The sequence below is a fragment of the Halorhabdus sp. CUG00001 genome, assembly GCF_009797925.1.
Classification (GTDB): domain Archaea; phylum Halobacteriota; class Halobacteria; order Halobacteriales; family Haloarculaceae; genus Halorhabdus.
Genome location: NZ_VOLB01000001.1, coordinates 1,974,700 through 1,989,549 on the forward strand (window position 1 = coordinate 1,974,700; position 14,850 = coordinate 1,989,549).

Annotated in this window: 11 protein-coding genes; 7 read left to right on the forward strand and 4 right to left on the reverse strand. The window is 62.4% G+C overall.

Annotated features, from left to right (window positions below; genetic code table 11):
* The first annotated feature begins 36 nt into the window (after positions 1 to 36).
* The 5 genes from FR699_RS09860 (at position 37) to FR699_RS09880 (ending at position 10,647) form a co-directional block, all read left to right on the forward strand.
* Positions 37 to 327 (forward strand): AbrB/MazE/SpoVT family DNA-binding domain-containing protein, encoded by a 291-nt coding sequence (locus tag FR699_RS09860; RefSeq protein ID WP_154552925.1) that lies wholly within the window; start codon positions 37 to 39, stop codon positions 325 to 327.
* A 3-nt stretch (positions 328 to 330) separates the two neighbouring features.
* Positions 331 to 882 carry a hypothetical protein gene (locus tag FR699_RS09865; protein WP_154552924.1) on the forward strand — a complete coding sequence of 184 codons (552 nt, stop codon included), beginning with the start codon at positions 331 to 333 and terminating at the stop codon, positions 880 to 882.
* A 43-nt stretch (positions 883 to 925) separates the two neighbouring features.
* A complete protein-coding gene (locus tag FR699_RS09870; RefSeq protein ID WP_154552923.1) occupies positions 926 to 1,474 on the forward strand; it encodes a poly(R)-hydroxyalkanoic acid synthase subunit PhaE in 549 nt (182 codons plus the stop codon).
* Positions 1,475 to 1,479: 5 nt separating this feature from the next.
* The gene (phaC, locus tag FR699_RS09875; protein ID WP_154552922.1) at positions 1,480 to 2,820 is read left to right on the forward strand and encodes a class III poly(R)-hydroxyalkanoic acid synthase subunit PhaC; all 1,341 of its coding nucleotides are present in this window, start codon (positions 1,480 to 1,482) and stop codon (positions 2,818 to 2,820) included.
* Between the two features lie 111 nt (positions 2,821 to 2,931).
* On the forward strand, positions 2,932 to 10,647 hold the full coding sequence (locus FR699_RS09880) for an LAGLIDADG family homing endonuclease (protein ID WP_158855312.1): 7,716 nt from the start codon (positions 2,932 to 2,934) through the stop codon (positions 10,645 to 10,647).
* Positions 10,648 to 10,667: 20 nt separating this feature from the next.
* Here FR699_RS09880 and FR699_RS09885 read toward each other — a convergent pair whose 3' ends face one another.
* Positions 10,668 to 11,585, reverse strand: coding sequence for a transcription initiation factor IIB family protein (locus FR699_RS09885; RefSeq protein ID WP_158855313.1), 918 nt, complete (start codon positions 11,583 to 11,585; stop codon positions 10,668 to 10,670).
* A gap of 63 nt (positions 11,586 to 11,648) precedes the next feature.
* Positions 11,649 to 12,071, reverse strand: coding sequence for an HIT family protein (locus FR699_RS09890; RefSeq protein WP_154552919.1), 423 nt, complete (start codon positions 12,069 to 12,071; stop codon positions 11,649 to 11,651).
* Between the two features lie 82 nt (positions 12,072 to 12,153).
* Here FR699_RS09890 and FR699_RS09895 point away from each other — a divergent pair, with 82 nt between their 5' ends.
* The gene (locus FR699_RS09895) at positions 12,154 to 13,161 is read left to right on the forward strand and encodes a hypothetical protein (RefSeq protein ID WP_158855314.1); all 1,008 of its coding nucleotides are present in this window, start codon (positions 12,154 to 12,156) and stop codon (positions 13,159 to 13,161) included.
* 27 nt (positions 13,162 to 13,188) lie between these two features.
* On the opposite strand, the gene FR699_RS09900 is transcribed toward FR699_RS09895, so the two are convergent.
* The gene (locus FR699_RS09900; RefSeq protein WP_158855315.1) at positions 13,189 to 13,416 is read right to left on the reverse strand and encodes a hypothetical protein; all 228 of its coding nucleotides are present in this window, start codon (positions 13,414 to 13,416) and stop codon (positions 13,189 to 13,191) included.
* Between the two features lie 87 nt (positions 13,417 to 13,503).
* On the opposite strand from FR699_RS09900, the gene FR699_RS09905 reads away from it, so the two are divergent.
* Positions 13,504 to 13,725 (forward strand): hypothetical protein, encoded by a 222-nt coding sequence (locus FR699_RS09905; protein WP_154552916.1) that lies wholly within the window; start codon positions 13,504 to 13,506, stop codon positions 13,723 to 13,725.
* Between the two features lie 50 nt (positions 13,726 to 13,775).
* Here the strand turns inward: FR699_RS09905 and FR699_RS09910 are convergent, their stop codons facing one another.
* Positions 13,776 to 14,765, reverse strand: coding sequence for an aldo/keto reductase (locus FR699_RS09910; RefSeq protein WP_158855316.1), 990 nt, complete (start codon positions 14,763 to 14,765; stop codon positions 13,776 to 13,778).
* Positions 14,766 to 14,850 lie beyond the last annotated feature (85 nt).

Genomic DNA, 14,850 nt, shown 5'->3' on the forward strand with positions numbered 1-14,850 from the left:
ACTTATGTACTTGTAGGGTGTATGTACAGTTGACCGATGACAGACGAGGACGATGGCTTCCAATGGCCGCCCGCGATGTTCACGGAAGCGAGCGAGCAGGCGCTCGAACAACAGCAGGAGTTCCTTCGCCAGATGATGGGAGGGGGAGCGTCCGGGCTGGATATGAACCAGCTCGGGACGATGAGCCAGCTGGCGAATTTCAAGACCCGTGTGCAAAGTGGCGGCCGGATTAGCATCCCCGATGCCGAGCGCGAGGCGCTGGACATCGAAGAGGGAGACATCGTCCAGGCCGTCGTCCTCCCGGTCAAACGCAACCGGAGTGAGTAAATTATGGCAGACTACACCGCACCAATCACGACCGCCTTCGAACTACAGCGCGCATCGATCGAACAGGGACAGTCCGCCCTCGAACAGGGCGTCCAGTTCCAGCAGCACATGAGCCAGGCCATGCTGGGCAGCCTGGAGAGCCAGGAATCCGTCCAACGGCGGAGTGTCGAGCTGAGCCAGACGGCCATCCACACGTATCTCGACACGCTCGAATCGAGCATGCCCGGCGTCGAGCCGGCCGTCGAAGAGCTCCGCAGCACCGTCGACGAGCAGTTCGAGTTCCTGCTTGAGAACCACGCCGAAGCCTTCGATGCAGTCGAAGAGGAACTCAGCGAGGGCGTCGAGTCCTACGACGAGCTGTCGGCAGACTCCCTCGACGCCTTAGACGAGCAGCTCTCGATGTTGATCGAGGCCCACGAGGACGTCGAAGCCCAGTCGGTCGACGTCGTCGAAGACATGGCAAACCAGGTCGAAGACCTCCAACAGCAGGTCGAAGAAGTCCAAGAGCAGGTCCAAGACGTTCAGGAACAGGCCGCCCAAGCGGTCGAGGCCTGAATCGTCCCGTAGTTTTTTCTCGCATGCACGCGCGATTCTACCCATGAGCGACAAGAACACAGACGTACAAGAGGAGTGGAGTGGGATGGTCGAACAGATGAACGACGCAGTGGCCGAGTCCATGGAGCAGAACATGCAGGCCCAGGCTGCGTTCGTCGAATCCTGGACGGAGGCGCTATCGGATTCAGTGCCCGAAGACGACGAGCTTGCCGAGGGAGTCGAAGGATACAACCAGGCCTACGAGGTTTGGATGGACGCAGCCGAGCGGATGTTCGAGCGCTCGGCGGACGCCGCCCAGGGCGAGGACGTCGATCCCACGGAGTTCCGGGATATCTGGCTACAATCGGCCAACGAGGCCTTCAAGGAGATTATGGGCACCAGCGCGTTCGCGGCCACGAACGGCCAGCTTATCGAGTCCATGATGGAGATGCGCCAGCAGGCCGACGACGTCACCCAGGAGACGATTGCCGAACTCGGCTTCCCGACGCGAGGTGACGTCGAAGAAGTCGGTGAGCGCCTGATCGAGCTCGAACGGCGCCAACAGGACGTCGAGGAAAAACTCGACCGGATCCTCGAGGCCGTCGAGGAGTGATCAGTATGTCCGACCCAATGAGTGCCGCGCTGGACATCCAGCGTCGGGCCCTCGAAGAGATGACCGACGCCACCGAGACGGGCGCAGTCCTCGACGAACGCCTCGAAACGATGGGCGACGTCGAGGTGGGGCAGACGCCGGCCGACGTCGTCTACGAGGAGAACAAGCTCGAACTCCTCCACTACGACGCCGAGGCCGCCGGCATCGACGTGCCCGAAGACGAACAGGAAGAGGTACCGATCCTGCTGGTGTTCGCGCTGATCAACAAGCCCTACATTCTGGACTTACAGCCAGACCGGTCGGTAGTGCGTCGGCTGCTCGAAGCGGGCCACGACGTCTACATGATCGACTGGAACGAGCCCTCACGGCTCGACCAGCACCTCACACTGGACGATTACGTCAACCGGTACATCGAGAACAGCGTCGACGTGGTTCGTGAGCGCTCGGGCCAGGACGCGATCAACCTCCTGGGGTACTGTATGGGCGGCACGATGAGTACGATGTACAGCGCGCTCAACCCCGAGAAGGTCAATACGCTCGGCCTGCTGGCGGCCGGCCTGTACTTCGAGGAGTCGGGCGGCGTCTTAGAGATGTGGGGCGAAGAGGAGTACTACGATCCGTCGGCCGTGACCGACGCCTTCGGAAACGTTCCTGCGGACTTCCTCGATGTCGGGTTCGCGATGATGGACCCGATCGACAACTACGTCACGAAGTACGTCCGCTTTGCCGAGAACGTCGACGACGAGGACTTCGTGAAGAACTTCGCCCGTATGGAGCAGTGGCTCGACGAGGGTATCGACGTTGCCGGGACGACCTACACCCAGTTCCTCGAAGAGATCTATCAGGGGAACAACCTCTACGAGAACGAGTTGCACCTCGACGGCGAGCACGTCGACATCGAGAACATCGACATGCCCGTCATCCAGATTGTGGGGGAGTACGACCACCTCGTGCCCCCGGCGGCGAGCAAGCCGTTCAACGACGTGATCCCGAGCGAGGACACCCACCTCATCGAGTATTCGACCGGCCACATCGGCCTCTCGGTGTCTTCGAGTACCCACGAAGACGTCTGGCCCGAAGTCGCCGAGTGGTTCAGTGAACGGTCACAGGTCGAGGCGGACGAGGCCGACGAATCGGCCGAGACAGACGAGAGCGAAGCTGAAACGGCCGAGACCTCGCCGGGCGTCGAGACGGTCGATGGCATCGGCCCGACCTACGCAGAACGACTGCAGGCAGCCGGCATCGAGACGGTCGCCGACCTGGCCGGGGCCGATGCCGAATCGGTCGCCGACGCCGCCCAAGCCCCCCTCGGACGCGTCGAGGATTGGTTCGAAACGATCGAGTGAACGGGCGGTCGCGGCGACGAATCGGCAGAACGCGCGGCCCACGGTCTCGCCCCACGTTCACCCCGGTTTGGGAACCTTCTTGAGGCAGTGTGCACAATAGAAGCTACCAGAATGGCTCGCGCGGAGAACACTGAGTTCATCGATCTCTTCGAGGAGTTTTACCGGGACTACTACCGCAACGAGATCGGAGACCTCGCCCAGAAGTACCCCAACGAGCGTAAGTCCCTGTTCGTCGACTACCAGGATCTCTATCGATTCGACCCCGACCTGGCTGGGGACTACCGCAACAAACCCGAACAGCTCCAGGAGTACGCTGAGGAAGCCCTGCGCCTGTTTGACCTGCCGATCGACGTGAAACTTGGCCAGGCCCACGTCCGGATGACCAACCTGCCCGAATCGACGGACATCCGGGAGATCCGGGCCGACCATCGCGGCCAACTCGTCAGCATCCAGGGTATCATTCGGAAGGCAACCGAGGTCCGGCCGAAGATCACCGACGCCGCCTTCGAGTGCCAGCGGTGTGGGACTCTGACCCGCATCCCACAGTCGACTGGCGACTTCCAGGAACCCCACGAGTGCCAGGGGTGTGAACGCCAGGGCCCCTTCCGGATCAACTTCGATCAATCGGAGTTCATCGACGCCCAGAAGCTCCGTGTCCAGGAGTCACCTGAGGGACTCCGCGGCGGCGAGACGCCCCAAAATATCGACGTCAACATCGAGGACGACATCACGGGGGAGGTCACCGCCGGCGATCACGTCCGGGTGACGGGCATCCTGAAGCTCGATCAGCGGGGCAACGACCGCGAGCAGTCACCGATGTTCGACGTCTACATGGACGGCGTCGACGTCGAGATCGAGGACGAGGAGTTCGAAGAGATGGACATCGACGAGGACGACAAAAAGGAGATCGTCGCCCTCTCGGAGGAACAAGACATCTACGAGCAGATGACCGCCTCCATCGCCCCCTCGATCTACGGCTACGACCAAGAGAAGCTCGCGATCGCACTCCAACTATTCTCCGGTGTGACAAAGCACTTGCCTGATGAATCCCGGATCCGGGGCGACCTCCACGTGCTCCTGATCGGGGACCCTGGTACGGGAAAGTGTGTTAAATTTGACACTAACGTTCGACTCGCCGATGGGACTACGAAAGCGATCGGCGAACTTGTGGAGGCGAACCTCGACGATCCGAAACCCGTCGACGACGGCGTCTGGGATCACGCATCGATCCCGCTCCCGACGCTCGCGCCTGACGGGACGCTCTCGACGGCCGAAGCGACCAAAGTCTGGAAGCGGGAGGCTCCCGACCATCTGTATCGGATCCGGACCGAGAGCGGCAGGGAACTCGATGTGACGCCATCCCATCCGTTGTTCGTCCAGCAGAACGGGCAGCCGACGGCGATGGAAGCTGAAAAGCTTGAGGAAGAACAGTTCGTCGCGACCCCCCGATCAGTTCCGACGGCAGGGGACGATCGAATCGAAGTAGACCATCGCGAGTCACAGTCACCCAACGCGGTGCGGTTTTCGGCCCCCGAGACGTGGACGCCGTCACTTGCTCGGCTCGTCGGATACGTCGTCGCGGAGGGACACGTCCAGTACCGGGCGGACAATACCGCTGACCTCCGTATCACGAACGAGGACGACCCAGTTCTGGAAGACGCCCGAGCGGCCTTCGAGGCCCTCGACTTACCCCACTCCGAGGACGTGCGAGAGGAATCCGGTGTCACTCGTCTTCGTTGCCATTCGAGCGAGTTCGTCAGCTTCCTCGAATCTATCGAGCCAGCGATCCTCGAAAACTCGGCACAGCAACGCGTCCCGGAAGAGATCAAACGAGCGAGCGACCCCATCCGTCGGGCCTTCCTTCGGGCCTACGTCGAAGGGGAAGGCCACGTTGCCGCGTCCGAACGCGAACTCACGGTCGCCTCGATAAGCGAAGCGCTCCTCGAAGACGTGCGTGGGCTTCTCACCTCGTTCGGTATCGACGCAAGCATCCACGAACGCGTCAATGGGAGCTACCGTCTCCGCATCAGTGGAGACGACTTCGGCCACTATGTTGCGGAAGTCGGCTTCGTGACCGACCGGAAACAACTCGCCGCGGAGTCCTACGAAAGGACGACCGGGAATACGAACCGTGATGTCGTCCCCATTTCAGGCGATATGTTGCGTGAGATTCGGGAATCGCTTGCACTCACACAAACGGACTGCAACGTCCCCAGAACCACCTACCAGCACTACGAGCGCGGCGATCGAAACCCCAGCCGCGAGTCCCTTCGAGCCGTCGTCGATGCGTTCGAGGAACGTCTGGCGTGGCTGAACGACCAGCGTAAGGGGCTGGCTGACGAGGACTGGGAGACGATCGTCGAACTGCGGGACGAACTCGGCATCTCACAGCAATCGCTCGCCGACGGGATGGACATTACCCAGACGGCGATCAGCTACTACGAGCGCAACGAGGTCGCACCCGACGGCGGTGAGACGGTCGCCGCGAGTGGGGTCATTCGTGACCGACTTGAGGAGGCGCTCGCCGTCGAATCTACTGTCGACCGATTGGGCGACCTGGCTACGAACGATGTTCGCTGGGATCGCATTGCGTCGATCGAAATGGTCGAGCCTGACGACGAGTGGGTGTACGACCTCGAAGTCGAGGGAACCCACAGCTACGTTTCCAATGGCGTTGTCTCCCATAACTCCCAGATTCTCCAGTACATTCGCCACATCGCGCCACGGTCAGTTTTCACGTCGGGGAAGGGGTCCAGTTCGGCGGGGTTGTGCGTCACCGGAGACACGCGGATCCAGACCGAGGACGGATTCAGAGAGATCCGGGATCTCGTGACGGAAGACCTCCCAGAGCCAGTCCCCACCGAAACGGCGGCCGAGCGAGCGATCGATGTCCAGACGTTCGACCGCGACGACGGCGAGATCGACGTCCGGGCGTCGAGTCACGTCTGGCGGATGCCCGAGAAGCCGACCCGCCGGATCGAGACCGAGTACGGCAAGGAACTCGAGGCCTCGGTGAACACGCCGGTGTTGACCTGCGGGGACGAGGGCATCGAGTGGACCGAAATCTCGGAGATCGAGGCTGGCGATTTCATCGCCGCACCGCGCTTCGAGGACCTCGACCGCTCCGAAGTCGACGTCCGGGAGTTTCTGACGCTTTCGACGGAGAAAGTGAAACTCACGGAGGAGTCCATCGAGTTCCTCCGGACGGAACTCACTGAGGAATTCGGCACGCTTCGGGACGCGGCCGCCGCCCTCGACCTCTCGGAGGATTTCATCTACGCCCACCTGAAGAACCGACACGTCCCGCTGGAGAAACTCGATCGGATGCTCGAGGCCATCGGCGCGACGCGTTCGGATGTCGACTTCGAGCGCCTGATGGTGCGTCACGGCGACAGCATCACGGTCCCGGAGACGTTCGACGCGGATCTCATGTACCTACTTGGGCTCGTCTTCGGCGACGGCGACATCTCGCTGGACCGCCGCGACGGCAATCGTGGGATGGTCCGGATCTCCAACGGGAACGAACGGTTGCTCGAACGGGCCGCCGACATCTTCGAAGCGAAGTTCGACAAGCGCCCGGAGATCGAACGCCAGGACGATCGCGTGCCGTGCATTCGGGTCAACAGCGTCACCATCGCCCGGCTGTTCGAAAACGCTGGCATGGAGAGTCCGAAAGAGGGCCTCGCGCTCGCCCCCGAACTCACCGTCGCCGAACACGGGGATGCCTTCCTCCGCGGACTGATGGACGCCGATGGCTCGGTTTCGGTCCGTGGAGAGAAAGGCGGGTCGAGCGTCCTGCTGTCGACGATCAGCGAGACGCTGGGCGAGCAGGTCCAACTCATGTTGGAGTCCTACGGCGTGAAAGCCCGACTCCGGGAGCGCGATCGGCGCGGGACATTCGAGTTGGCCAACGGCCACGAGATCGAATCCAGCCACGTCCAGTACTACGTGGAGATGTACGGAGCCGAGATCGACCGCTACGCCGAGGCGATCGGTTTCGAGAGCGTCGAGAAGGCGACCGCCCTCGAGGAGATCGTTCGTGAGGAGCGACGCCAGCGCGAGAAGATCCCGGTCGGGTCGGCGCTCGCCGCCGTCGAGGGCGTCGCCGGCGACTACTATCAGAACGTCAATCGCGGCGACGATCCGGGGCGTGCTCGCGCCAGGTCGATGCTCGCGGACATCGACCTCGGGCCGGTCGAACCGCTCGTCGAGGAGGCCGTCGAGGCCGATCTCCGGTGGGAGGAGGTCGTCGCTGCCGTCGATACCGGCGAGAAGGAAGTCTTCGACCTGACCGTCCCGGGGACGCACAACTTCCTCGGCAACGGGCTGGTCACGCACAACACCGCTGCGGCTGTGAGGGATGACTTCGGCGACGGCCAGCAGTGGACGCTGGAAGCGGGTGCGCTGGTGCTTGCCGATCGCGGGATCGCCGCTGTCGACGAACTCGACAAGATGCGTTGCGTGACGGGCAATACCCTCGTCCGCCTTGGCAATGGCCGGATTTCTCGCATTCGGGAACTTGCGCGCGAAGCCGCGATCGACGGCGAAATCGAACCACACGCGAATGGCCGGACGATTCGGGACGTGGACTTCGAAGCCTGGACGATGACGGACGATGGACGGCTCGCGAAACGTCCAGTGACGGCCATCCACGAATACGAGGCTCCTGACGACCTCGCGACCGTGACACTCGAATCAGGCGAGGAACTGACCGCGACACGCGATCATCCGTTCTTCGCGTTCGAAAACGGTGAACGGATCGAGAAGCCAGCAGCAGATCTCGAACCCGGCGATTGGGTGTACGTCCCTCGGTCGATTCCGACATCGGTGACTGACGGGGGTGTTGCTGCGAGTCCAGTTTCGACGGAACGCGATACGGGAACGCCTTCACCGGCGTTCGCCGCGGTACTCGGATACCTCTCCGGCGACGGGAACGTCTACTACGACCGACAGGCAGGCGTCTACGGGATCCGGTTTACGAACAAGGAAGAACAACTCCTTGCTGATTTCGAACGGAACTGCCGAGAAACGTTCGACGTCGAACCGACGCGGCCGCCGAGCGAACAGCGGGACGACGGGGTCGAGACTGTCCGGGTGCCGGGGCAGGAGTATGCCGACGCCGTCGTTGATGCCGGGATGAATCTGGAAACGTACGACGAGAAGGCGTTCCCCGACGGCGTGACCGAGGGGTCGGCTGATGCGAAAGCTGCATTCGTCCGGGCCCTGGCCGATAGCGAGGGGAACGTCGACACGTCGACCGGAAACGTGAGGATCTTCTCTGCAAGCTATGAACTCCTTCTCGGAACAAAGCAGCTCCTCCAGGAGTTCGGTGTGTCGAGTCAGATCCAGACTCGTGAGCGGGCGGGAAAGCGTGATCTCTACATTTTGGCTATCACGGCGGCGGACTCGCTTGCGGCCTTTGCCCGCCATGTCGGCTTCACGCTCGACAGGAAACGGGCCGCTCTGGACGAGGTCTGTGAGGAGGTTTCGGGAGAGAGAACGATTCTCAACGTGATTCCGGAGTGTGGCGATCTGCTGGCCGACATCCGAGAATCACTTCGACTCCACCAATCGGAGTGTGGGATCGACGACGCGACTTACTGCAACTTCGAGAACGGCGACGCGAACGTTTCCATTCGCCTGAGCAAGCAAATTCTGGCCGCCTTCGAGGAGCGAACGGAACGTGCGGCTACGGACAGCGAAACCTTGGCGTCGGACCCCACTTGGGAACGCTTGACTGAGATCAAGGCACGCTATCACGTCTCACAGGCCGAAATCGCTGACGGGACACGATACACACAACAGCGGATATCGCGCGAGTGGGGCGAAAGCGACGAGCTTCGTAGGATAGTCGCCAACCGTCTTTTCGAGATGGTACGCGCTGTCGAAGATACTCAGATAGAACCATTCCGGACACTGGTTCGCGGCGACGTTCGGTGGCGGCGGGTCGACGCGGTCGAGTCCGACGTGCCTGGAGTGCCGTCCGATACGGTCAATCTCTATCGTGGAGAGCTTGCCGATCTCTTGAACTGTCCGCCGAGGGACGCTGTCGACCGTGCCCACGATCTGCTCGCCACGAAACTGTCCACCGAGAACTGGAGCCAACTGCAGGAGGAACTGGACCGATCCGGCGTCTCCCATTCCGAACTGGCTCGCGACCTCGGCGTCGACCAGTCGACAGTCTCCCGGTGGTTCAACGGCACGGTTGAAACTGACAGCTTCGACGAGGTCTGCACGGTCGCACGAACGAGGATCGAAGCCATACGCGACGAAGCTGAGCGGTTGCTGGCTGAGGTCGAAACGGCCCAAAAGTCGAAGGTGTACGATCTGACTGTCGAAGGCACCCACAATTTCCTTGCCAACGGGATGGTCGTCCATAACTCCGAAGACCGCTCGGCCATGCACGAAGCGCTCGAGCAGCAGTCCTACCATCCCGATTCTGAACTCCTCCTCGCAGACGGCCGACGCGTCGAGATCGGTGACTTTGTTGATGAGCGGATGGCTGAACGTTCCGATGATGTGATCGACGGCGTCGATTGTGAAATCCTGCCTGTTGAGGACGTGCGGGTTCATTCCGCTGATCTGGACGACAACGACGTACAGAAGCTCTCTGTGGATCGGGTCAGTCGCCACGAGGCTCCCGAGGAGTTCGTCCGTGTTTCGTTCTCGAACGGACGAGAGGTCGTCGTCACGCCGGAACACCCGATGTTTGTCGAGAGCGATGACGAGTGGGATACGGTCCCTGCCAGTGAAACATCGGCCGGCACTCCCGTTCCGGTTCCGGTCGCCGTCGACGGCGGTGCAGTTGCGCAAAGTCCCGGTTCCGCGACCGGGATCGGGACGGAAACGATAACCGACGTCGAAACGCTCCCCAACGAAGGCGAGCACGCCACCGACTGGGTCTACGACGTGACGGTCGAACCGACCAACACCTTCGTGAGTCAGGGTGTCATCCTGCACAATTCGATCAGCATATCTAAGGCTGGAATAAATGCGACCCTCAAGTCCCGCTGCTCACTCCTTGGCGCGGCAAACCCCAAGTACGGCCGCTTCGATCAGTACGAGCCCATCGGCGAGCAGATCGACCTCGAGCCCGCGCTGATCTCGCGCTTCGACCTCATCTTCACCGTCACCGATCAGCCCGACGAGGAGGAAGACGCCAAACTGGCCGAACACATCCTGCGGACCAACTACGCGGGCGAACTCAACACCCACCGCCAGCAGAACAGTACGCCCGATTACAGTGCCGAGGAAGTCGACAACGTCACCGAAACGGTCGCCCCGGAGATCGACCCCGAACTCCTCCGGAAATACGTCGCCTACGCAAAGCGGAGTTGCTTCCCGACGATGACCGAGGAGGCCAAGGCGGCCATCCGGGACTTCTACGTCGAGTTGCGGACGAAGGGGTCAGGCGAGGACGCGCCAGTTCCCGTCACGGCACGAAAACTGGAGGCGCTGGTGCGTCTCGCAGAGGCCAGCGCGAGAGTGCGACTCTCGGATACCGTCGAGGCGGAAGACGCAGAGCGGGTTATCGGGATCGTCCGGTCCTCACTGGAAGATATCGGGATCGATCCCGAGACGGGTGAACTCGACGCCGACGTCGTCGAGACAGGGACCTCCAAATCCCAGCGCGATCGGATCAAGAACATCCGTGGGATCATTTCGGACATCGAAGAAGAGTACGACGAAGGGGCACCTGTCGACGTCGTGATCGAACGCGCCGAGGAAGTCGGCATGGAGGCCAGCAAGGCCGAACACGAGATCGAGAAACTCAAACAGCAAGGGGAAGTCTACGAACCCCGGACCGACCACCTGCGGACGACGTGATCGGAAGCGGCCCGTGACGGTCAATCGGCGCCCGCGTTTGCGGTAGTGGTGTCGGCCTGTCCGATGGCTGCGTCGCGGATATCCTGATACGTCGAGCGGAGCGTCGCTGGTGCGACACCGGCGACAGCGGCGGCTTGTTGCTGGGTCACGTCGGCCCCGTGTTCGCGGCCAGCAGTGTACAGACAGGCGGCAGCGACGCCACTCGGTGCGCGGCCACCAGCGAGGGTTCGGTCTACGACGATCGCCGCGAACTCGGTCGCGCGGCGTTCGATCGCCGGAGTGAGATCCAACTGGTCGGCAAAGCGGGGCAGGTACTCACGCGGGTCGATCGGCCCCGTTTCGAGGCCGAGTTCCTGATTGAGCGCGGCGTAGGCGACCGTCAACTCGTCGCTGCTGGCCTGGGCGACGGCCGTCACTTCCTCGACCATCCGCGAGACATCCGCAGTCCGACAGACAGCATAAACAGTCGCGGCCGCCATGCCTTCGATCGTCCGACCGTGCAACAGTCCGGCGTCCTGCCCGGCCTCGAAGAGGACACAGGCATCGTCCCGAAAGCTCTCAGTGAGAGACAGCCGGTCGACGATCCGCCGAATCTCCATCATGCCGTACATGCGGTTGCGATCGGCCTTCGAAGCTGTCCGAGAGCGACGGTGCTGGCGGCGAAGGCGAGCCATGCGGCGTCGTCGTCGCGGTGGGCCGGCGCGATCCCGACCAATGCGAGTCGAGAAGCCCCGATCGTGTCTGGCACGCGTGAGCGGGGGACCGGTTCGGCGACGCTGCTGGCCGTCGTCTGCCTCGAAGGTTCGCCATTCGGGACCGGGGTCGATGCGTGACTCGTCGACGACCAGTCCGCAGTCGGTACAGATCGTTTCGCGGTCGCGACGCAACAGTCCACCGTCACATTCCGGGCACTGCCCGGTCGAGCGTGGAGGGCGCACAGTGGGCGAGAAAAGTAAACTGAAGGTAATTAATCTATTGATGTTATTTCCCCAAACGAATGTTTAGAGACGGGCAGCGATCGCATCGGCCAGTTCCGTTTGCGCGTCCTCGGTGACGGTCGGGCGGCCACGAAACAGCGCGTGGACCGGCCCAGCAGCGTCGTCTTCGAACCGTGGGACGACGTGGGCGTGGACGTGTGGTACTTCCTGGCCAGCGGCCTCGCCGTTGTTGACAGCGACGGTCGTGGCCGGTGCATCCACGGCCGCTTCGACAGCCGGAACGACATCGTGGAGGGCCGCGTAGAATTCCGTCGCCGTTTCGGCGGGAACGTCGTCGAGTTGTTCGTAGTGTGTCTTGGGGACGACGAGCGTATGGCCCTCGGCGAGCGGATTCGTATCCAGAAACGCCAGGGCGTCCTCGGTTTCGAAGACAGTGTGACTGGGCAGCTCCTCGGCGACGATTGCACAGAACACGCAGTCGGTCATGGTAGGGGGGTAGAGGTGGTGGCCCAAAAACCGCCGGGTCCCGCCTAGCTTTTTTAGCGGCCTCTGTGAAGGTTGACCCAGCATGTCGTTCCAGTTCGATCCCGAGGTCCAGGCGACGTGGTTTCACAGTCCCTTAGAGGACTTCGAGGAGGTATCTGTCGAGACGGAAGTCCGCCGGGATCCACTCACCGGCCGACAGAGTCGAATCGTCTCGGAGAACTTCGTCCGCCCGGAGGGCGAACCGGAGATCGAGACTGTCCTCAACGACGACGAGGGCTGTTTCTTCTGCCCCGAGATGGTGACCGACGCGACCCCGACCTATCCAGACTGGGTGGGCTTCGAGCGTGGATCGTGGGGTGAAGCCACGTCGTTCCCGAATCTCAACCCCTATGGCGATCACTCGAACGTCGTCGTCCTCACCGAGGACCACTACGTGCCAATCGATGAGTTCACGGTCGGGCAGTTCGCCGACGGGCTGGCGGCCGCCCTGGAGTTCGTCGACGTCGCCTTCGAATCAGACGCCGCCGACGAGTACGCATCGATCAACATGAACTTCCTCCGGCCGGCCGGCAGCAGTATCATCCACCCGCACATGCAGACCTTGGTCGATGAGTGCGGGACGAACCGCCAGGCCGAACGCGCCGAGGCGGCCCGTGCCTACCGGGACGAACACGGCGAGTCTTACTGGGAGACCCTCCTCGCGGAGACGGCGGACGGCGATCGCCATATCGGAGCGACAGGAGGGGTCGAGTGGATCTCGCCCTACGCACCAAAACACCACCGCCACGTTCGTGGCGTCGCCCCGGAGGCGACCGTTCCCGATCCGGGCGATTCCGTCGTCGAGGATCTGGCAGCGGGGATCGTCTCGATACTCGAGTACTACGCCTCGGCCGGCCACAATAGCTTCAACCTCGCAGTAACGCTACAAGACGACGACCCCGCCAACCCACCCGTCGTCGATCTGGTTGCCCGCTCGGTGTTCGAGCAGTACTACTGGTCGGACTCGCCGTTCTTCGTCACACTCCACGACGAGAGCGTCGTGGACGTCCCGCCCGAACAGTACGCACCAGCGGCCGCCGAATTCCTCTAAGGTTCAAGAACGCGCCTCGATCGCCACTCACTCCGTCAACGGGAGCACGATCCCGAAAATTAGCGGCGCGAACAAGCCGATCAAGATACCCGCGATTTCCAAGTCGAGCAACAGTGCCGCTTCCCAGCCGGGCAGAGAACCGACGATGGCCGGGCCGACAACGTGGCCGAGACCGCCGATCAGGAACAGCGCTGCCCCCAGAATGAAGCCGCGTCGTGCCAGGGAAGGATAATTCAGATTCCGTGTCGTTGACATCGTTTCAGTTTTTATAACGCTGGTAAAAAGCGTTTCGTCACAGCGGCGAACAGAAAAGATCATAGCAGTCCCTACGAGAGCGTACCTATGATCGACATGGTACTCGAACAGCTTTCGACGATCGTCTACGCAGTCATCGCCGGTCTCCTGAGCGTCGGCGGCTTTCTGGTCGAATCTGCGGGTATCGACACGCTCATGGCCGGGCAAAGTGCCCTGGGCGCCTGGGAAGCAGTCGTCGGGGTCCTGTTGCTCGTCGCCGGCGTGAAACTGATCCGTGAGAAGGTGCTGGTCGAGTTTTCTGACGTCTGAATCGAGCGTGTGGCTGCAACACTGGACGGGTCGTTTTCGTGACTCCTGGGTTACCAGCGATGGTGGACGTGATCGTAGAGGTGGGCCTCGTAGACGTCCCTGACTGTGCCGTGGGTTTCGTGTGAGAGTGGCTCGAAGTCCGCTGCCGCGGCGTTTTGCTCGACGTGTGCGGGCGTCGTCGAGCCGGGGATCACCGTCGAGACGGCGTCGAAGTCGAGAATCCATCGGAGCGTGAACTGAGCCATCGTCATCCCCTCGGGGACGGACGGGCGCAGTGCTTCGACGGCGTCCAGTCCCGCTTGGAAGGGGACGCCGGCGAAGGTCTCACCGCCAGCGCGACCGATCCCCGCATCGACACCGTCCTCGGCAGCCGTTCGACGATGGTCGTCCTCGCCGAAGTCTTGGACGCCCTCGAAAGCGTCTGCGAGCAGTCCAGAGGCCAGCGGGACGCGCACGATGATACCGACGTCTTGGGCGGCAGCCCGCTCGAAGAACCGTTCTGCGGGGCGATGGCGGAACGGGTTGAAGATGAGCTGGACCGTCTCGACGACGGGGTACTCGATGGCCTTGTCCGCCTGTTCGACTTTTTCGACACTGACCCCGGCGTGGGCGATCTCATCCTCCTCGCGGAGTTGCTCCAGCGTCTCGAACGTACTGGGGTCGTAGAACGCCTGCGTCTCCGGGCAGTGCAACTGGACGAGATCGAGTGTCTCGACGCCCAGGCGCTCTTTCGAGCCGGCGATCGAGTCCCGAAGCCCGTCTTCCGAGTGACCGCCGTCCGGGTCGGGGGCGGCCTTCGTCGGGACGAAAACGTCCTCCCGGCCGCGCTCGTCCAGTACCTCGCCGATGAGGCGTTCGGCGCGGCCGTCGCCGTACACTTCAGCCGTGTCGATCAGGTTGACACCCGCATCGAGGGCGGTCCGGATCGCCTCGCTGGCCTGTTCGTCACTAACCGATGCCCAGGAAGGGCCGACGTTCCACGTGCCCAGCCCGATCGCCGAGACGTCGCGTTGGGTCGAACCGAGTGTACGATACTCCATGCGTGGACGGTCGGGGGCCGACGCGAAAAAGCCGGGGGTCGTTTTGGACAGCACACTGGGACGGCCGGGGGCGCGTGGGATCGAT

Excerpts from the sequence above, each read along its gene's own strand:
- FR699_RS09860 (WP_154552925.1), top strand. The coding sequence starts at position 37 with ATGACAGACGAGGACGATGGCTTCCAATGGCCGCCCGCGATGTTCACG.
- FR699_RS09865 (WP_154552924.1), top strand. The coding sequence starts at position 331 with ATGGCAGACTACACCGCACCAATCACGACCGCCTTCGAACTACAGCGC.
- FR699_RS09870 (WP_154552923.1), top strand. The coding sequence starts at position 926 with ATGAGCGACAAGAACACAGACGTACAAGAGGAGTGGAGTGGGATGGTC.
- phaC (WP_154552922.1), top strand. The coding sequence starts at position 1,480 with ATGTCCGACCCAATGAGTGCCGCGCTGGACATCCAGCGTCGGGCCCTC.
- FR699_RS09880 (WP_158855312.1), top strand. The coding sequence starts at position 2,932 with ATGGCTCGCGCGGAGAACACTGAGTTCATCGATCTCTTCGAGGAGTTT.
- FR699_RS09890 (WP_154552919.1), bottom strand. The coding sequence starts at position 12,071 with ATGACCGACTGCGTGTTCTGTGCAATCGTCGCCGAGGAGCTGCCCAGT.
- FR699_RS09895 (WP_158855314.1), top strand. The coding sequence starts at position 12,154 with ATGTCGTTCCAGTTCGATCCCGAGGTCCAGGCGACGTGGTTTCACAGT.
- FR699_RS09900 (WP_158855315.1), bottom strand. The coding sequence starts at position 13,416 with ATGTCAACGACACGGAATCTGAATTATCCTTCCCTGGCACGACGCGGC.
- FR699_RS09905 (WP_154552916.1), top strand. The coding sequence starts at position 13,504 with ATGATCGACATGGTACTCGAACAGCTTTCGACGATCGTCTACGCAGTC.
- FR699_RS09910 (WP_158855316.1), bottom strand. The coding sequence starts at position 14,765 with ATGGAGTATCGTACACTCGGTTCGACCCAACGCGACGTCTCGGCGATC.